The sequence below is a fragment of the Vibrio sp. ZOR0018 genome (genome assembly GCF_963865925.1).
Taxonomy (GTDB): Bacteria; Pseudomonadota; Gammaproteobacteria; order Enterobacterales; family Vibrionaceae; genus Vibrio; species Vibrio anguillarum.
Map to the genome: position 1 here is coordinate 29,517 of NZ_CAWMCN010000117.1, position 18,339 is coordinate 47,855.

17 protein-coding genes and 3 pseudogenes are annotated in these 18,339 nt (G+C 41.1%); 7 read left to right on the plus strand and 13 right to left on the minus strand.

Going from position 1 to position 18,339, the window contains the following annotated elements; translation table 11 throughout:
* Positions 1-41: 41 nt before the first annotated feature.
* The 7 genes from AACR75_RS11465 to AACR75_RS11495 all read right to left on the minus strand — a co-directional run bounded on the left by AACR75_RS11465 (position 42) and on the right by AACR75_RS11495 (position 9,137).
* Positions 42-2,990, minus strand: coding sequence for a UvrD-helicase domain-containing protein (locus tag AACR75_RS11465; RefSeq protein ID WP_052190347.1), 2,949 nt, complete (start codon positions 2,988-2,990; stop codon positions 42-44).
* A 307-nt stretch (positions 2,991-3,297) separates the two neighbouring features.
* Entirely contained in the window at positions 3,298-3,540 is a 243-nt protein-coding gene (locus tag AACR75_RS11470) for a hypothetical protein (protein WP_029628096.1), read from the minus strand.
* Between the two features lie 387 nt (positions 3,541-3,927).
* Positions 3,928-5,292, minus strand: coding sequence for a TrkH family potassium uptake protein (locus AACR75_RS11475; protein WP_047690397.1), 1,365 nt, complete (start codon positions 5,290-5,292; stop codon positions 3,928-3,930).
* Between the two features lies 1 nt (position 5,293).
* A complete protein-coding gene (locus AACR75_RS11480) occupies positions 5,294-5,947 on the minus strand; it encodes a potassium channel family protein (RefSeq protein WP_025787165.1) in 654 nt (217 codons plus the stop codon).
* Between the two features lie 13 nt (positions 5,948-5,960).
* Positions 5,961-7,421, minus strand: coding sequence for a TrkH family potassium uptake protein (locus AACR75_RS11485; RefSeq protein WP_047690400.1), 1,461 nt, complete (start codon positions 7,419-7,421; stop codon positions 5,961-5,963).
* A complete protein-coding gene (locus tag AACR75_RS11490) occupies positions 7,414-8,112 on the minus strand; it encodes a response regulator transcription factor (protein ID WP_047690402.1) in 699 nt (232 codons plus the stop codon). The genes AACR75_RS11485 and AACR75_RS11490 overlap by 8 nt, the downstream gene beginning before the upstream one ends.
* A 2-nt stretch (positions 8,113-8,114) precedes the next feature.
* Entirely contained in the window at positions 8,115-9,137 is a 1,023-nt protein-coding gene (locus AACR75_RS11495) for a sensor histidine kinase (protein WP_047690429.1), read from the minus strand.
* Positions 9,138-9,466: 329 nt separating this feature from the next.
* On the opposite strand from AACR75_RS11495, the pseudogene AACR75_RS11500 reads away from it, so the two are divergent.
* Positions 9,467-10,197: pseudogene (locus AACR75_RS11500) on the plus strand (IS3 family transposase); the annotation flags it as partial.
* Here AACR75_RS11500 and AACR75_RS11505 read toward each other — a convergent pair.
* A pseudogene (locus AACR75_RS11505) lies at positions 10,190-10,588 on the minus strand (IS110 family transposase); the annotation flags it as partial. The pseudogenes AACR75_RS11500 and AACR75_RS11505 overlap by 8 nt on opposite strands.
* Before the next feature lie 47 nt (positions 10,589-10,635).
* On the opposite strand from AACR75_RS11505, the pseudogene AACR75_RS11510 reads away from it, so the two are divergent.
* Positions 10,636-10,824 (plus strand): annotated as a pseudogene (locus AACR75_RS11510) (transposase domain-containing protein); the annotation flags it as partial.
* 155 nt (positions 10,825-10,979) lie between these two features.
* Here AACR75_RS11510 and AACR75_RS11515 read toward each other — a convergent pair.
* From AACR75_RS11515 to AACR75_RS11535, 5 genes are all read right to left on the minus strand, one after another.
* Positions 10,980-12,896 (minus strand): AAA family ATPase, encoded by a 1,917-nt coding sequence (locus tag AACR75_RS11515; protein WP_047690407.1) that lies wholly within the window; start codon positions 12,894-12,896, stop codon positions 10,980-10,982.
* Positions 12,883-13,386: an ABC-three component system middle component 5 gene (locus AACR75_RS11520; RefSeq protein WP_047690410.1), complete on the minus strand. Its 504-nt coding sequence runs from the start codon at positions 13,384-13,386 to the stop codon at positions 12,883-12,885. Before AACR75_RS11520 ends, AACR75_RS11515 begins: the two co-directional genes overlap by 14 nt.
* On the minus strand, positions 13,380-13,871 hold the full coding sequence (locus tag AACR75_RS11525; protein ID WP_197056808.1) for an ABC-three component system protein: 492 nt from the start codon (positions 13,869-13,871) through the stop codon (positions 13,380-13,382). Before AACR75_RS11525 ends, AACR75_RS11520 begins: the two co-directional genes overlap by 7 nt.
* 63 nt (positions 13,872-13,934) lie before the next feature.
* Positions 13,935-14,096, minus strand: a complete 162-nt coding sequence (locus AACR75_RS11530) for a hypothetical protein (protein WP_156117118.1) — start codon at positions 14,094-14,096, stop codon at positions 13,935-13,937.
* A gap of 1,055 nt (positions 14,097-15,151) precedes the next feature.
* Positions 15,152-15,361: a helix-turn-helix domain-containing protein gene (locus AACR75_RS11535; protein WP_047690416.1), complete on the minus strand. Its 210-nt coding sequence runs from the start codon at positions 15,359-15,361 to the stop codon at positions 15,152-15,154.
* Between the two features lie 99 nt (positions 15,362-15,460).
* On the opposite strand from AACR75_RS11535, the gene AACR75_RS11540 reads away from it, so the two are divergent.
* The 5 genes from AACR75_RS11540 to AACR75_RS11560 all read left to right on the plus strand — a co-directional run bounded on the left by AACR75_RS11540 (position 15,461) and on the right by AACR75_RS11560 (position 18,142).
* Positions 15,461-16,006, plus strand: coding sequence for a hypothetical protein (locus AACR75_RS11540; protein ID WP_040122813.1), 546 nt, complete (start codon positions 15,461-15,463; stop codon positions 16,004-16,006).
* Between the two features lies 1 nt (position 16,007).
* Entirely contained in the window at positions 16,008-17,312 is a 1,305-nt protein-coding gene (locus tag AACR75_RS11545) for a type II toxin-antitoxin system HipA family toxin (protein ID WP_234934597.1), read from the plus strand.
* Positions 17,313-17,373: 61 nt separating this feature from the next.
* Positions 17,374-17,577: a hypothetical protein gene (locus tag AACR75_RS11550; protein WP_171817111.1), complete on the plus strand. Its 204-nt coding sequence runs from the start codon at positions 17,374-17,376 to the stop codon at positions 17,575-17,577.
* Entirely contained in the window at positions 17,574-17,777 is a 204-nt protein-coding gene (locus AACR75_RS11555; RefSeq protein ID WP_047690420.1) for a hypothetical protein, read from the plus strand. The genes AACR75_RS11550 and AACR75_RS11555 overlap by 4 nt, the downstream gene beginning before the upstream one ends.
* Complete coding sequence (locus AACR75_RS11560; protein WP_047690421.1) at positions 17,774-18,142, plus strand: HVO_A0114 family putative DNA-binding protein; 369 nt, start codon at positions 17,774-17,776, stop codon at positions 18,140-18,142. Before AACR75_RS11555 ends, AACR75_RS11560 begins: the two co-directional genes overlap by 4 nt.
* Positions 18,143-18,339 lie beyond the last annotated feature (197 nt).

Here is an 18,339-nt window from a genome sequence, read left to right on the forward strand (position 1 = left end):
CATAGTATAACAAGCAATAATCGCATAATCTTATGATTAGTCTACAAAATTCCAGAGTAAGGAATACGTTCATTCGCCCCAATTTTGCCTTTCACTTTAGGAGACAGTTTATCCCTGAACTTACACGAATCCTCGTTCTCCTCACCTTTGTAACCAGAACAAGCTACATACACACCATACCTGCCTAGTCTTGTAATTTTGGGTGATTTGCAACGAGGGCATAGCTGGAACTTAGCCTTACAAGTTAAACACTCACCATACCTCGATTTCTTAACCGCTAGACCATCAGCACAGCATTCGCATTCAACAGCTTCCGTCAGACAGCCTAATCCTGTAGAGCACACGTAAGTACCACGCTCACCTTTCTTTGGCTTGAGGTATCCTGTTTTACAGTTGGGGCATTTCCTTGCAGCCAATTTTTCAGGAGTGAAGTGTTCTGACACTATATTGATTTTATATTCAGGACTAAGTAACTCAAGGACAAATTCAGACGGCTCTTTCGGGTCAGCAACCAAATAGCAACGCTTCTTTGAACGAGTGATTGCTACATAAAACAAACGTCGTTCTTCAGCATGCGGATACATATCAACTGTTGGCATCAACGCACTTACAACCTCGTTCTCTTTTCTTTCAGTCGGGAAGCCGAAGTATCCTTGGTTTAAATCTAAAACAAAGCAGTAATCCGCCTCTAAACCTTTCGAACCATGCAACGTCCAAAACTTCATATTCTTGAACCCACGTTTCTTCGTGAAGCGCTGAGCTGCTGCTGTTTGACTCTTACGGTAACGGGTCAGGATACCAATTGAAGCATCAGCATCATCTGCATAGATTTCCTTTATCGCTTTCTCAACAGCATTCAAAGTAGCTTCAGTAGGATCTTTTTCATTGGCATCATGATTATCAATCAGAAAGACTTCTGATGAATCAACTTGAGTATGCGTGACGATCTGCTTCTGGTATTGCTCTGGGTTCTTCATTACAAAGCCGCCAGCAGTGTCAGCAATACTATTGTTGTATCGAAAGGTCTTTTGCAATTTGGTCAGGGCATGATTACCAACGTTATTTTGGAATCGTGTCGTGTATTCGAGCTTACCACCAACAAACGCATAGATAGCCTGCCAGTCATCCCCCACTACAGTGAGACTTGTTCCTGACGCTTTCAACAGCTCCATCAAGAAATTCCACCTAGAAACGGAGATATCTTGAAATTCATCAACAAGAATGAACTTCCACTCAGGCTTAAACATGCCCTCTTTCAAGTACTGAGTTGCCAAAAGGATCATGTCATCGAAATCAAGGTGGTTTCGGCTACGCAACTCACCAACATAGGCTTGTCTAAATCCCTCAATCAATTCCATATGACTGCGTGCATTTTGGATATCTGCTACTTCCAAACGACGCTGGATTTCATAACCCTCAATCGCCTCTGAACGAACGGCTGATAGCGTTTCGGAAAGCTCATTAACAGCATTTTTGATGAAGTCTTGCTTTCTTACAGCCTCAAGAATCTCTTCCTTCGATATTGGCTTAGGCACTACATTTAATGCCCTCAACTTAGCTTCTAATACGGCTTCAAGATTGCCCTCACACCAATCATAGTGATAAGTATCAACCAGATCAGTCTCCATCTTTTCGTGAAGAGCTTTTTTGTCTTTAATTCCCTGATTGTATTTAGCTTTATTGATATCAGCTCTTGTGTTTTCCTCTCTATCGATACCAAAGTGCTCAATGTAAATCTGATCGCTTATTGCTCCTTCAACAGGTTTCACATAGAAATCTGGACGATATGGAAAACCAATATTGATACCAAGACGATTGCTATAATCAGGCTCATACACATATTCAATGCCATTCTTGAATAGCCAGTTGCCAATCAATACCTCTTGATAGCCTTTTACCTCAACACCATTCAACGTGATGTACTTCTTACCTTTCAAAGCTTCTTGGTGGGCTTCTTCAGACTCAGATAGGAATGGGTTGTATGCGTAATATATCGTCTCAATGAAAGTGTTAAGATTTTCCTCACTCTCTTCGATGAAAGTAACAAGCCAATTATTGATAAATTCAAGCAATGCTGGCTTTTCTACCAACCAACTCATGTTCAATTTACGAAACTCTTCCACAGATTGCTTCTGAGCTGCGGCGATAACTTGGAAGCCACGGCTATGAAACGTGGAGATCTGCTTGTCGAGGTCATAATGGTGGATATTCGCAGCTTTCAGTCGTTCTTTGGAGCGAATACGAAGTTCTTCGGCAGCGGCATTACCATATGCCAACACCATTACTTCTTCAGGCTTAGCCAATTGTCTTTCAAGAATATCCGTTGTTTTTGCGACTATAACAGATGTTTTGCCTGTTCCTGCGGCAGCAAGAACCATATTGAAGTCATCGTGCTGAACTACTGATAATCGTTGTTCTTCAGTAAGTGGATTGCTCTCAATGCTATCGTAGAAGTTTTTACGGGCATTGAGCACTCTACCAACGTGCAACTCTCTCAGATAGTTTGCAGAGCTTGAGATTGGGCTTAACTCAGATAGCTTCTTAATCTTTTGTAGCGGTTCGCCTGATAGGTATATTTCCCATGCATCAGGTGTCTTGTTGAATAACCGAACCATTGGTTCAATGATCGCTTGAACGTCAGGGATAGCCGACTCACGCAGATATTGACCTACTGTGGCTTTTGAAAATCGAGTGTATGTGTCTGTTATTTTGGATTCGATTGCTACTTGAATTGATCGATTAATTGCGTGGAATTGTGGAATGATCTTTCTATGACTCAGACCACTAATAACAACCACCCCGTTATCAGTAGTGACTTGAAGGTTGTGACCAAAAATAGAACGTTTTATGGTGCAGAAACCAAGTATATTAGAGTACTTGATTGTTCTAGAGGATGACTTACCTACCACCTTGAGGGAGTGCTTCCCGAACACAATCCCTTTGTACTTACCAAGTAGGCTGACTCTTGATTTTATGATCTTCTGAGGCATTTAATATTCTTGCATCGCTACACAGTAACTATGATGCCATAGAAGAGATAAGCAATGAACAAAAACTCATACACATCCAAGTTAATATGAGGGCAGGTTAAGTAATACGGCGAGGATGGCACAATGAGCTTGGTCATTTGCGAAGGCATTCCAACATAAGATTCTCATGATTTCCTCAAAAAGGTTTCGACACATTTTGGGGCAAAAATGCGTCAGATAAACGCATTGGGACAATGGCGTGAAAACATCAAACCAGTTGGCTCAAAGGTGGGTAGATTTCAGACATTATGTGTATAATATCCGCAAGCTAAGCTTCATCATACTTACCCGAATCTAATTCAGTGAAAAAATAATCGCCATCCATTAAGTCATCTTCTGTGATATCTAAAAAACGAGAACAAACTAATCTCATTTTCTCTTCTTCCGTAAGATAATCGTTTTGCTCTAGCCCTAACTCACCTGATGCTACATTTGCAATTTCATTAGTGTGTACAGTAGAAGGGGTCATTCCCTCTAGAAGTTCTTTCTCTGATGGCCGCATTTTGCTCATTTTTCTCTTCTCAGCACATGATGACATTAGATAATGTATAGCATAATGAGTTACCAGCAAAATGCTGTAAACCACTCAACAACAAGGTTTGGGGCATTTTCGTGTTTCATGCCCCGCCAGCACGCCTCTGGACATTTCCGAGTTACGATCTCTGGAGTACGCTAATATTTCAGATTATTTCAAGTAGCTCTGCAATGAAGTTTGTATGTCTACAACGCGCAAATCTTCTTATCTACGTCACAGCTAATTTTCACCACGAGAGTTTTTATAAGAAGACACCCGCAGTAATTCACACTACTGGCAATTAAAGCTGTTTACAGTTGTGAGATTGCAATAAATGTTAATTCATTAAGCATTTGAGCACTTCCTTGTGCCAGCTTTAAAACCTTACCCAATGGCTAATTTTGTCTCCGCAAAACGCAGTTTTTTCTGGCGTGGGCTGGCTAAAAAGTACGCCAAGGTTAATGGACCCAATCTCCCCATATACATCATAAAGATGATAATGAGTTCACCCGATGCGGAAAGCTGACCTGTTAAGCCACGAGATAACCCCACCGTACCTAATGCAGAAACCGCTTCAAACACGACATCTATCATCGGGGCATTTTCCGTCAAGAGTAATGCAAAGATGGCTAACCACGTCACTACAACCGAAATCATCGTCAGTGCAAGAGCTTTGCTGATCGTATCTTTCGCGATTTCACGTTTAAACACATGGATTTGCTCATCACGACGTAAGTAAGCGTACGTCGATAAAATCAATACCATAAAGGTGACAACTTTGATGCCACTTGCGGTACTTAACGAACCACCACCAATGAACATCAGCACTAGAATAATTGCCGTTGTTGCATCTTCGAGTTGGTCAATCGCAAGTGTATTAAAGCCTGCGGTTCTTGGGGTTACCGCCTGAAACCAAGAAGCCAGCCACTTACCGAGTTCGCTGAGTGGCGCTAAGGTGTTGGGGTTATCACGCTCGATTAGGTAGATGGCTATCACTGCCACGGCATTGATAAGCACGGTTCCCGTTATCATCATGCGGCTATAAACCGTCAGCTTTGACCACCGACGGTTTCGCTTTAAATCCATCCAAACCGAAAAGCCTAACCCGCCAATGATAAATAGTCCTGTAATCGTCAGGTTAACGACGGGGTCATCCACATAAGGCATTAAGCTATCAGCACTTAAGGCAAACCCTGCATTATTAAACGCACTGATGGTATAGAAAAAACCGTGAAATAAACTGGTTGCCCAGCCAAGTTCATCGCTCCAATACCAGGTGAGTATGGTCATCCCAACCAGTTCGACGGTCAGAGCAAACATCAGCACGGATTTAGCGGTCGCAACAAGCGTTGAGGAGTCGGTTTGATTAAATGCTTCTCTTGCGACGGTACGCTCTAAAAAGCCGATTTTCCCTCCCAAAGCAATCAAGGTCACAATGGCAAAGGTCATGAGTCCGAGGCCACCACACTGAATGAGTAAAGCGATGACAACTTGCCCAAATAAGGTGAACTGAGTGCCTGTATCAACCACCACTAGCCCTGTCACCGTTACGGCTGAGGTAGCCGTGAACAAACTCTGTATCCAAGTGATAGGCTCATGAGCCGCGATAGGCAGTTTGAGTAATGCCGTACCCAGCAGGATGAGCAGTAAAAAGCTGCCACTTAAAATCAGGGGCGGCGCACCAACTATTTTTTTTCCTGACTTAGGTTTACGTTCTATCGGCGTGATAGAGGGGTGCCACAATACCATGTCACACCAACCTTGGGGCAAGGTATTTTAGCTCAGCGCGAGTGCCGCACAACAGAATGATATCATTCGCTTTCAAGACAAAATCATGACCAATCTGATTGAGCACGTCTTGTTCACGTTTGATGAGAACCGTTTGCACACTGCCTTTGGCATCACCAAGAATTTGTCCAATCGGAGTGTCGTGTAACGATGCTCTGATATGAATTTCAACCACATACAACCCATGACCTAAGGACAAGTAGTTATTCACCATAGGGTAGTTTAGTGCCTGAGCGACACGCACGCCCATTTCCTCTTCTGGATGGATAATACGTTGAACGCCAAGTTTTGACACTATGGTGTGATGTGCTTTGGTACTGGCCTTAACCCAAATCTCTTTAACACCGAGATTTTTCAATGCCAAAGTGCAAAGCAAACTTGACTGCATGTCTTCCCCAATCGCGATCAATACCGCTTCACTGTTGCCAAGATCTAATTCACGCAGCGCATTCTCATCGGTGGAGTCACAAATAATGGCTTGCGTTAACTCCTCGACATATTTCTCAACGATTTTTGGGTCGCGGTCAACGCCCGTCACGGTGTGTCCGAGATGGATCAGTTCAAGACTGGCCGCGATACCAAAACGTCCAAGTCCAATGACAGTAAAATGTGCCATGACAATACCTTTACTATTTTTTCCAAAAGTGTGGCAATAACATGGCTAACACCGTGAAATATTCCAGTCGGCCAAGGATCATTGCCAGATTTAATATCCAGATGCCTGTATCAGAAACAGGTTGAAAATTGCTTGCTACCACGCCAAAACCAGGTCCAAGCACATTGATACACGCTACCACTGCGGTAAAGGACGACCAAAAGTCCAGTCCTGTTGCCATCATCAGCAAAGTGAACACCACGGTGGTCAGCGCTGCCAGAGACATAAAAGCCATCACAGCATTGGTCACATCAGAGGTTACAACACGCCCTTGATAACGGATCGGCAAAATGGCTCTGGGATGGGTAAGCTGACGAATTTCTCGGCGAATCACTTTAAACGTGATGATATCGCGCACAAATTTATTGCCCCCTGCGGTTGAACCTGAGCAACCACCAAGATAGGCACAAAACACCAAAAAGAGAGCGCTTGCCGCAGGCCAACTGCCCAAATCCGCTGCCCCAAATCCTGTACTGGTCATAAATGAGACGACGCTGAACATGGCAAAACTCAGTGAGGTAAGAAAATCGTCATAGGCAGAATGGCTAAAAATGTACCACCCCAAAACAAAGGAGAGAGCAATCGCTGTAAGAATAAATACTCTTGACTCTTCATCAGAGACATACAGACGTAGCCCTGCAAAACCACTTCGAAATACTCGAAAATGAAGACCAAAGCTGATCGCGCCCAACATCATGAAAATGTTAGATAGCATAAGGATAAGGTGACTTTCAAAATGCCACATACTGGCGTCATGCGTCGAGAACCCGCCCGTTGAAACCGTGGTAAAACTGTGCGCAATGGCATCGTAAGCCGACATCCCTGCAAGATAGTAAGCCAACGCACACGCAACGGTAATCGCCAAATACACACCCCAGAGATAATGTGCTGTCTTATTAATACGGGGCGAAAGCTTGTCATCTTTAATCGGTCCAGGCGTTTCTGCCTTAAGCAGTCGCATTCCTCCGACATTGAGCATGGGCAATACCGCGACGACAAAAATCACCACGCCTAATCCACCCATCCACTGAAGAAATTGGCGATACAAGAGAAAAGATTTCGGCATATCGTCCAAGCCAGCCAGGATGGTGGCACCTGTGGTGGTTAAGGCACTGATGGACTCAAATATTGCGTCAGTCATACTGACTTTGGTAACGAAATGGATCGGCAATGCACCTAAGAAGCCTGTTAATACCCAAGTTAAACTGGCAAACATTAACGCATCTCGAAACGTGACTTTATGCAGCTCACTTTTTCGCAATAGAACGGATAACAAAAAAGCAGAGAGAATCATTACCGCCGAAGGAGAGAAGAAGTCACCTGAAATATGATCTTGAAAAACAAACAGCGACAACAAGCCAAATGAACCTTGCACAATCCCCATCCAAAGCATGGGCATAACCAAGAGTCGAACGGTATTCTTGAGATTAATCACGAGATGGCTCCATCGAAACTAAACGGTAGCCAATCCCTGATTCGGTTTTAATGAGCTGTTGTTCGTCTGCACTGTCGTTAAGTTTTTTGCGCAACTGACTAACCAGAACGCGCAGATAGTGGGTATCGTCGGTATGACTTTCGCCCCACACCTCTCTCAATAAGTCTGTTTGTTTCACAAGTTGCCCTGGTGTAATCATGAGCATTTCAAGAAACGCAAACTCCTTTTTGGTCAGAATCACTTCGGTATCGTACAGCCAGCATTGATGGGTACTTTTTTGTAGTTTGAGCGCACTAAAAGTAACGATATCGTCGCTAAAATGGTCACTGACCAAGTCTCGCAGCAGTACCTTAATCCGTACAATAAGTTCTTTAATGCCAAATGGCTTACTGAGGTAGTCGTTAGCTCCAGCCTCCAGCAAGCGGATCTTCTCTTCTTCTTGATCCCGTGCCGTTAGGATGAGCACAGGCGTTTTACTTGACTGACGGATCATCGATAGGAACTCAATACCATCACCATCAGGCAATCCCAAGTCGAGCACCACCACATGCGGCTGAACACGCTCAAATTGCACTTTTGCCGTGGCTAACGAGTCGGCTCCCACGTAATCAAAGCCTTCAGCCGCTAATGAAATGCGCATAAACGTTTGGATTTGAGGCTCATCATCCACCACCAGTATTTTGTAGTTCACTACTACTCTCCTTGTTGACTGCTTGGCAGCGAAATCCGAATCAAACAACCTTGTTGTACTTCTACGCATTCGATATGGCCTTGATGGGCTGAGACCACGCCTTTTGCCACACTCAATCCAAGGCCTGAGCCAGAATCGTCACTTCTTTTTTCCTTGCCTGAATAAAACAGCTCGAACATTCGTTCTGCTTCATTGGGTTGCAGTGATTGGCCTTGATTGTAAACATCAATCACCACATTCTGCTGACTCTGATAAATTGTCACACAGACCTGTTTATCTTTAGGGGAATAACGCAGCGCATTGTCCAAGACATTAAATAATGCCTGCTCTAGCAAAGCCCGACTGACATCAACCAATGAAACCGCCCCATTGACGACGACCTCAATACTTATTGTGGATGAAGAGAAGCGGCCAATGACGCTTTTTACAATGTGTACTATGGATTCTTGTTGCTTCTGGATACGAACCACGCCGTGTTGCAATTTCGTCGCTTGCAAAAGATTCTCTATGTATTGGTGTAAGCGATGGCTTTCTTTGATGGCACTGTCGAGCAGTTCATCCTTTTCTTGGGCTTGCAGTTGCGTCTGGTATTCTTTAAAGGTGGTGAGATTACCGATAATCCCCGCGAGCGGAGTTCTCAAATCATGAGATACGGAGAGCAAAATTTGGTGGCGCAATTGAACCTGTTCCAACGCATTTTGTTGGCGTCGATACCGCTCAGCGAGCTGGCTAGTGGTAAAGGCAACCACAATAAAAACAAGTAAGTTGATGATGTCATCCAAGTGGAACATCTGAAGCGAATATCGAGGTGTGGTAAAGAGGAAATTGAAACTGACCGCTTCGGCAATCGCAGCCACATAAGCTATTCGTGACTGGCATTGAAGGGCAATCACAACGATAGAAAGCTGGAGTATCAGCAATACCGCGATGGTTGAGCCTAACCAGTGATCAAGTCCTAAAGATACGACAAGTGCAAGAACAAACACCGACGCTGATAAAATATAACGCTTCTGTAGCCAACTCATTGCCATATAAGTCATTTGAAAGAAAATCTTAACAGCGACTCTATCAGATGCGCAGTCAGGGTTCGCGTAAAAAAAGCGTAAAAAATGGCGAATTCTAGAGACGTTATATCCAATCAGAGAAAGCCACAAACAGCATCGTAACTTCCTCGACTTATGTATTGGTTAAGGCTTAGCCTAAACTTCATCAGCTACAACCAATATCAATCTATTGTGTGAATCAAAAGAAAATTTCGGGATAGAACTGTGGAAAGTTTCCGTGTAGTGGCATAGTGAATTTGGTCACTTAGTTAGAGGTGATATCATCACCTCATAAGTTAACAGGTGACATTATGACAAAACGTGCAAGACGACTATTTAGCGCAGAATTTAAGTTAGAAGCAGCGCAGCTAGTCTTAGACCAAAATTACTCAGTGACTGAAGCAGCCCAAGCCATGAATGTGGGCAAGTCCACGATGGATAAATGGGTTCGCCAGCTTAGAGAAGAACGCCAAGGGAAAACACCGAAAGCTTCACCTATGACCCCTGAGCAAATAGAAATTCGGGAATTGAAAAAGAAGCTGGCTCGCCTTGAAGAGCATAATGAAATACTAAAAAAAGCCACGGCTCTCTTGATGTCGGACTCACTGAACAATTCTTGACAATCAAGAAACTCAAGCAGAGCTACAGCGTAAAAACATTATGCGAAGTCTTCAATGTTCATCGAAGTAGTTATCACTATTGGCTTAAACGCCCAACGGTAATTAACGCTGAAACAGTAAAGTTGCGCAGCTTGGTCAGTGAGGCTCACGCTGCAAGCAATGGCTCTGCGGGAGCGAGAACCATTGCAGATATAGTCACAAATCAGGGTGTAAAGCTGAGCCGATACCGAGCAACAAAACTTATGAGAACGCTTGGTTTAGTGAGTTGCCAAGTGCCAAAACATCGTTACCGAAAAGCTTCACAAGAACATATTGACGTTCCAAATCACTTAGGTCGTCAGTTTGCGGTTACCGCCCCAAATGAGGTCTGGGCTGGCGATGTTACGTATATTTGGACAGGTAATCGGTGGATGGATCTCGCATAGCTTCATGTGTCAGGTCGGGTACCCAGATATCAACTAACTCACCCGCTCTTAACAACCTCGCTAAAGCGACGGCATCTCGATGATCATTTTTGATCTTGTTGGTTGATATCTTAGGTATTCTAGAAGGAGCCACAACTGTACACTCTATGCTCATGCTAAGTAGCAATCGATATAGACCGTAGCCTGTTGGGCCCGCTTCGTAGCAGACAAGGATCGTACCGTGAAGCTTGATTAGCTTCTTCATTAGACGAATAACGGCATCTTTTGCTGAAGAAATATTCCCATAAAATCGAACTTCTCCCTGCCGCTCTGGACATGCAATCGCAACAGCAATTGTATCCTTGTGCACATCAAGTCCAATATAAGCAGAATAGTTGACGGATTCCATATTGATGACCTCCAAAAACGCACCAGTAGGTAAGTCTAAGTATATAAGGTCATACCATCTGGCTCTTCTCAACTAACCCTAATGGGGCTGAAGCGAGCGCGATGCTTTACAGCATCGTCGAGACGGCGAAAGCCAATGGACTCATCCTCTACGACTACATGGTCAAGTGCATGCAGGAATTAGCGAAAGCTGAACCTGATATCGATGCGCTCCTGCCTTGGAACTTCAAACATTAGCAAGATCGACCCGTGGGTTCATGGGGCGTTTACTCTGGTATTGCAACGATTTGGCCATCCTAAATGTGGCTGGCCAAATTCTCTTATCTACAACATTGAGTTATTTACTGATGATTAAAGTCTATGTATCTATAGACTTTCACATAGTTTTATTACTATGCCTTTGATGCTTTGAAATTCAAACTCTTACTATTTCTGGTAAATGTCGTTCCTACAATATAATCATTACTGTCTAACGACTCTTCAATACTCTTGGTTGCAAAAATAATTTGAAACTCAACTTGAGAATTAGAAAGAAGATCATGAATAGCTTTTTGAAAATTTTTAGAACGACTATCTTCCATACCGCCATTCTCAATACCATCAAGAATCAAAAACCTCGGAACACGTAGGTATGTTTTCTCCAATGATGTCATCAATAATGCTAGCCTAAATGAGTTGTATAAATAGACCATACCACTTTCAGAAAAAGATGATTTACCATTTACTGATATACTATTGGAGGCAAAATCAAATTCTATATTTTTAGCAGAAGCAAACTCATCCTCCGAACCAATATCTTTTTTAAGAACTGAGATAAGATTCTTTGAAATACATTCTCTAACTTCAGGTTCTCTCAATCTATAAATATTTTCTTTTCTAGATATTTTATCTTTAAGATCGTTGACTGCCTTTTGAGTCCTATCTCTTTCGTCAGTAAGCTCCGCTATTGAATTTAATAATTCAGCAATTCTATCTAGGTTCTCAATTTTTTCTTCTAGATAACCAATCTTCTGATAGCAACCAAATATCTTTGATTCATTCTTGTTATTTATAGATGTTATGACAGACGAACTTTCCGAAATACTTTTTCTCAACTGCGTTCTCAAGTCTTTTCTCTTTCCTTCAAGAACGTTAAGTTTTTTATTTTTTCGTTCTATTATTCGATTAGACTCAGCAAGTTGGAGATCTATTTCGCTTGACATACGCAATAAATTTTCGTTTGCTTCACCTTTATCATTAGTTTCTGAACCACATAATCCGCAACTATTCTTTTTCACTGAGTTCAGTTTGGATTGACAACAAGGGCATACTTGGAAAGAGAAGTTTGATATTGACTTGTTAACAACAATTGCGTCTTTAATAGCTAATTTTTTGTCTTTCAGTTCTGAGATAAATTGTCCAGAGTCTTCAATATCATACTGAAGTGTTCTTATTTCACTCTCACACTCATAAAGGCTTGTTTTCAGCTTAATGTTGTTAATAGCGATTTTTTCAGATGTAGACTTCTCATCCTTATATTCACCAAAAGACTCTAATTTACTATTAATAACATCCTGATTTAATTCAACGATCTGCTTTAAATAGTCCTTCTTTTCGTCTTCAATGGAGCTATACTCTCTAGAAAATGACGTTTTACCAACAACCGAGTGTATTGCTGTAATCTCTGAAACTAACTTGGTGAGTTTCTTATCTTCTTCAATAAGTGCTATTTTATAGGCATAAAGATCGTTATCGTACAAGCCTAACAGGTAGTTACCTATAGACTCCCTCTTAAATGCAGAGTCAAATGGCTCGATATTAAAAATATTACCTGAAGCGTTAGATTGGTCACCATAAATAAGTCTTAACACTTGGTGTATAGTAACATTATTGTTATTTGCATCCGCTTTGGCTTCAGGAATATTAAGAATGTCAAACAACTTTTGAGAAAAGCTAATACTATCGTATTGAGATGAATATGAGTGTTTTTTCCAGTTTTCAATCCCAGTATTTAGAGCATCGGCTATTGGCATAAAACAAAACCACATTGGTTGTTTTTCTTTACCATTGATATCTCTTTTTATCGTAATATCAATGCCATTTACCTTAAGCCCAACATATACGGAATCGCATGCACCAGCTTCATCTTTCCAGTTAGTTACTTCATACCCCATCCCAAAAACTAACAGTTGGATAATTGAGGTCTTTCCTCCACCATTACATCCGCTAAGAATATTTATTCCATGGTGAAAGTCTTCGTCATACATATAACTACTATTTTTAGTAGCGATAAGCCTCGAGACTCTTAATGATGGATTATATAGCATCATATTTACATCCCATTAAGTTACTTGCAGACTTCAAACCATTATCACCTACTAAGTCCATATCTATAAGGTGCTTTTTTATAAAAGACACTGCTTGTGATGATATACTATTTAGTTCTTTAGAAATAATATCTTTTATCTCTGGAGATACTTTATCATAATTTAATGCTAATCTATTCGTCTCTTTTACAAAGCTAATAACACCTAGAGTTTCTAAGTAACAAATAGCCATATCTTGAACAGGTTTCATAATCTCAAATAGGTTATTATCACTGTAGTTTTGATAGTTATTAGTAAACGACTTAAACACATTCCTTTCTTTGACCATATCTCGACCAAGTTTCATTTTAGATATATGAACAGGGTGTGCCAAAATAAAATCAAGAATTCTCAGCCTATCCTTTTCCACTTCTTTGCCATCTAACTCCATCGATAAAGCAGATAACCTTAAGACTGTATGATTTACGTCTATAGACTTGTTATAAACTAACATTCATCCCACTCCAGATGACAGTTACCAGTCAAATAAAATACCATCCCATTAATCTGCCTATGGTATATCTCTAAAACATTTTCCCCTAACTTTTCAGAGATCTCTATTTCAACACATGTTCTTAAGAGAACTTTTACTTCAGATACTGAAATACTAGGGTGTAGCTTCGGTTTAATCTCTGTATTAAAGATAGACTCAACATCTGCAAGAAGATAAGTGATTATTTTTTGTGCTGAGTTGTAATGTTGATACTTTAAAATGAGTTTAGTAATTAGCTCTTTTAGCTCTTCTGCATCTTCAATAAACTCTGAAAGACCTACATCAGACAGTTTCTGTGCTAGGTCTCTACGCTTCTTTTTTTTGGTCTTATAGTGTTGCAACTCATCAATAAACTCAAAGGTCAGCTGCTCGCCAGTGACCTCATCTTTATAAGCTTTTGATAGGTGGTCAAGTTGAGTTGGCTTAGGAAGGACATTCTTTACCATGTCCCTCCCTGCATAATCACCTTTAATTAGAACGTTTTTTAGCCGATTGAACAAAGTCATTTATCACTTCTTATCACGACCAACAAAGTCGCCACCGATGTCTACATTTTTCAAACTATTCTTAACGCTTTTGCCAGATTTAAACTTCAATACAACACGGATCCCTAAACCTAGAACAGCTACTATAGCAACACCAATCAAGCCCATTGTCATAAGATCATTCATCAAAATACCTAAAATTCATAAGGTTATACCAAGTGGTTGGGAAACGTATGATAATTCCTAGAGATACATTACCTTCATATGAGTCTGATTGTACTACAAAGTAAGTAGCTGAAAGAAATGGAATTTGTGACCGCCACCAAGGAATCGTGACTTAACCTAAAGTAGTAATATACCCTGTAGATCCATTCAACTCCTACTAGGGAGTTGAAACCAAAGATAACCAATTACTTAACGTAAAATTTAAACGAAGTTAGTAGATATGCTTGATTAAGCATTAGTGTCGGTACTAAGAGCTAAATGTATGCAATTAGTATACATGCTGAGTAACTGTTTTAATGAGGCTTAAAGGATACTACCGCCAGCCCACCAAACGTTTAGAAAGAGCAACGGGTCAGGTCTTGCGTTTTGCCACGCATTACTTTTTGTATACCAAAACTGGCTAACTATGCATGGTGTGTTTAAAAGCGTAAGAAGCTTCGGGGCATCAATGCGTTAGATTGTTAAGTCTAACGCACCAATTGCGATTACGAAAAGTATGCCAACTAATGGCAGGTAAAAGCCAAAGACTGCCCTTTTGTCTTCCGTGGAAAACTGCATCTCAGTTCTTCATTTAGATTCCAGTTATGTCAATGGTATCTTCATGAAGTCCTTGATACTTGTCTAGTGATTGAGAAAGAAAGCTACAGGAGTAAGTACAACGCACAATTGCGCTGAAACTCGAATCCAGATAACGCATCAATACCTGAGTTAGCTGATTTTTTTCTTGTACTCAAAGCTTCACCTTAATCAAAACCCTCATAGCATCTTCATCAGATAATGCCATTCGCCCTTAAACTTTGCTACGTACTGCCACGGAGCTGCTCAGTATGGGGAACAGATTTTGCCTCTATGTTCCTGTATAGCAAGATATTTTTACATACTTTAGGTAAGACGAATATCCCATCACGCTCATATTTAGTTGTTTTAAATCAAAGATTAGGACTGTTTTCGATAACCAAAAAAGTCTGATGACAGCATATTTTATGCGCTAAACCATTGAGTATAATGATAAATAATTACGGCAATAACTCCTTCACATCACAGCCCAAAGTGTCTGCAATCTTATACAGCTTTTCAAGCGTGATATTGATTTTACCGCGTTCGATGCGGCTCATATAGCTTCTATCTATCTCAGCGAGAAGGGCTAGTTTCTCTTGTGGTAAACCTTTGGATCTTCTCATATGTACAATACGTTGGCCTACAGCTTCGGCAAGTTTCGTGTTCATGTTTTTTATTTATGAAATTAATTTCCTGAACAATGCACACTTGCGGACTATATGACCACGGATTATAATCCTCAAAATTAACGCAATCGGTCATTTTTTATGCAAACGAAGGTGAAAATCAGAAAAGAGCTATTTCTCGCCATTTATTACAATGAACACTTCTCTGCCAACGACCTAAAATCCTTTCCATTAGATAGTGATGAAAAAGAATACTTATCGGATGAATACGTCGAAAAAAAATTGAAGGAAATGTCGTTGATCGGCGCAGTCCTTTCGTGCGGTTTCGATAAGCATGGTGATGAAGAATTCTCCAAAGGTTTTATGTTTAACCATATCGACTGGGAGGTCGTGGATTACGACAATTACAGTGAGGACTCCAACTACCGTTCTTTCAAAAGAGAAAGTCTTTTGACGATTTTGCAAGATAAACAGTCAGAGCTATCAGAGTCCTACTCTCTTCATAAAAGGACATGGAAGCATTTCAATCAGTTGTGTGCTCAACACTCAGAACTTCGGCTGTGTTTAGACGAGTATATATCCGAGTATGACAATCGTAGATTAGATCTCAAAGCCGAAATGCAGGCAGTAGAAAACGCAATTACCTTCTACAAAAACGCAGCCCACCCAGTAGAAAGTGGGGGCTAATTTGCACAATCCTATTCTTTACGCACATGCAACAAACAACATGCTCGTAGGGCAGTTTGTCCAACGGTCGAAGACCAACTTCTCATTTTCATACTCTGATGAGTGGTTAGCATATGATTCAGCTTTCCCTCTTTCGTTAAGCCTACCGCTAGTAAGGGGAGAATGCTCATCATTGAATGCACTGAATTTTATTCACAACCTGCTTCCTGACTTGAAAGAAGAACGATTAAGTCTTGCTCACTCAGTAGGTGTGCAATCCAACGATGCATTCAATTTACTCTCCAAGATTGGTCATGATTGCACGGGCGGCATTTCATTTACTGAGAGTAGTGAGGAACCAAACATAGGATGGGAATATCGAGAGATCTCGGCAAGTGAATTAAATGAACTGGTTACTCAGCGTAAGTCATTTCTTCCTTTTTTTGGGGAATATCGACCTTGTATTTCAGGCACTCAGCGAAAAACAACGCTAACTAGGTTGAACGGTAAATGGTACGTACCTCAAGGGAAATCAATCAGTAGCCACATTATCAAATATCCGATGGATACGATTGCGCAAAGCAACACCGTACTAGATATGAGCAGCAGTGTTGAGAATGAATTCATCTGTAATCAAATTGCTAAGGAGCTTGGTTTTAATGTTCCCAATATGGAGATAATAACGGCAGAATCAGGAGCCAAAGCCCTTGTAGTGGAAAGGTTCGACCGATGTTTTGTTGACAGAATTGTGTCGCGTAGACACCAGGAAGATTTCTGTCAGATTTTCGGTGTTCCTGAACATCAAAAATATCAATCGGAGAACAACCTCGGAGTCTCCAAAATTGTTGATGTTTTAAGTTTCTCTGCGAAAAGCAAGGCGAACAATCATGACTTTTTTAAGTTCATGGTTTTGCAGTGTCTTCTTGGTGCCACTGACGGTCATCTCAAGAACTTTTCCGTGCATATTGATCCAGGCGGACACTATCAGATCGCACCGTTCTACGATTTGCTATCAGCTTATCCCGCCGTCGGTGCCACTGGATTAAATAAACGAAAGCTAAAGCTGGCAATGGGACTGAAAGCATCACGAGGATACAAATATCATATCTGCAAAATTTATTTACGACACATAGATCAGACAGCGAGTCAGTTCGGTATCAGTAATGCTGAATGCCATGAAATCGTCTCGGACTTTCTCGCTCAATTTACTAACGCACTTAGTTCTATAGATAAACGATTTCTTGGAAAGGAGTTCTCGTTAGTAAAGGACGCCATATTTCAACATGCCATTGAAATCGTAGATAGGCTAAACAGATCAATCAAATAAGCACTTGAGGTAATAATTGTTACCCTTTCTGTAAACATAATCGCTGGTAATGGGGGGAGATATGTCTGAAACAACTACTAATGAAAGTAACACTACTCTTGATTTAAGGAAGTCTTTTGCTCTGTTAAGTGTCGATAAGAACGGTATCGTAACTATGAAATTTGGTGATGAAGTAACGTTTTTTATGAACGACAAATGCCCAGCGATCACGACCGCTTTATTAAAAGTGATTGCGTCAATAAAAAATGGGAGTAGCCAGCAATGAAGCGTGAAAAAGAAAAAAAGATCAGTGGTTCAACAGAAACTTCGTGTGAGAACCAGGATATTGATCACTTTCTAGACTTACTCGAAAAAGACATAGAGCAACATCCTAGTAAGCTGATTGTTCATTCTCAAGAAGTGAAAGAAGAATTAGACGAGATCGTCAGTGATTATTCGCGACTATTAGGAATGAGGATGGTATGAAGGCAAAAATCGGCGTTCTATCAGAAGAGCTTGCTCGTAAACGCATGATTCGTATTGCTGAAGGGAAAGTGGCATATGAAGAGTCTTCTCCTCTTTTTCTGTTCGAGTCATTAGCTACACTTTCACAACTGTTGTCTAACGAAAATGTTGAACTACTGAATTTGATTGCTCGCGAAAAGCCAAACAGTCTTGATGAACTTGCTGAAATGAGTGGGCGCAGTATCAAGGATGTTACTCATACTTTCGAAGCTCTTTCATCTAAAGGTTTTGCTCACATAGAAATGAAGGGAGGTAAACCTCGACCAATTGCGTTGTTTACAACGTTCGAGATCGTTATGGGCAGCTCTCTTTTACTTTACAGCTAAGGGGTATTATGTTGCCCAGCAGCCTAAATAGCAGTTAAAGCAGCATCAAACCAAGAGTGACGGCTCCCTTTTTCGGCTTTCTCTTAGCCAAATAGGTCTTGGTATTAAGTGTCGAATGAGAGTGTCCTGAATTCTGTGTAACTGTCTAAACTTAAGCCTTAAAGGCTAAGGATGGACAATATGGATAAGAAAGCACT

Coding starts and splice junctions, on each gene's coding strand:
- AACR75_RS11465 (WP_052190347.1), bottom strand. CDS start 2,990: ATGCCTCAGAAGATCATAAAATCAAGAGTCAGCCTACTTGGTAAGTAC.
- AACR75_RS11470 (WP_029628096.1), bottom strand. CDS start 3,540: ATGAGCAAAATGCGGCCATCAGAGAAAGAACTTCTAGAGGGAATGACC.
- AACR75_RS11475 (WP_047690397.1), bottom strand. CDS start 5,292: ATGGTATTGTGGCACCCCTCTATCACGCCGATAGAACGTAAACCTAAG.
- AACR75_RS11480 (WP_025787165.1), bottom strand. CDS start 5,947: ATGGCACATTTTACTGTCATTGGACTTGGACGTTTTGGTATCGCGGCC.
- AACR75_RS11495 (WP_047690429.1), bottom strand. CDS start 9,137: ATGAGTTGGCTACAGAAGCGTTATATTTTATCAGCGTCGGTGTTTGTT.
- AACR75_RS11515 (WP_047690407.1), bottom strand. CDS start 12,896: ATGATGCTATATAATCCATCATTAAGAGTCTCGAGGCTTATCGCTACT.
- AACR75_RS11520 (WP_047690410.1), bottom strand. CDS start 13,386: ATGTTAGTTTATAACAAGTCTATAGACGTAAATCATACAGTCTTAAGG.
- AACR75_RS11525 (WP_197056808.1), bottom strand. CDS start 13,871: ATGGTAAAGAATGTCCTTCCTAAGCCAACTCAACTTGACCACCTATCA.
- AACR75_RS11530 (WP_156117118.1), bottom strand. CDS start 14,096: ATGAATGATCTTATGACAATGGGCTTGATTGGTGTTGCTATAGTAGCT.
- AACR75_RS11535 (WP_047690416.1), bottom strand. CDS start 15,361: ATGAACACGAAACTTGCCGAAGCTGTAGGCCAACGTATTGTACATATG.
- AACR75_RS11540 (WP_040122813.1), top strand. CDS start 15,461: ATGCAAACGAAGGTGAAAATCAGAAAAGAGCTATTTCTCGCCATTTAT.
- AACR75_RS11550 (WP_171817111.1), top strand. CDS start 17,374: ATGTCTGAAACAACTACTAATGAAAGTAACACTACTCTTGATTTAAGG.
- AACR75_RS11555 (WP_047690420.1), top strand. CDS start 17,574: ATGAAGCGTGAAAAAGAAAAAAAGATCAGTGGTTCAACAGAAACTTCG.
- AACR75_RS11560 (WP_047690421.1), top strand. CDS start 17,774: ATGAAGGCAAAAATCGGCGTTCTATCAGAAGAGCTTGCTCGTAAACGC.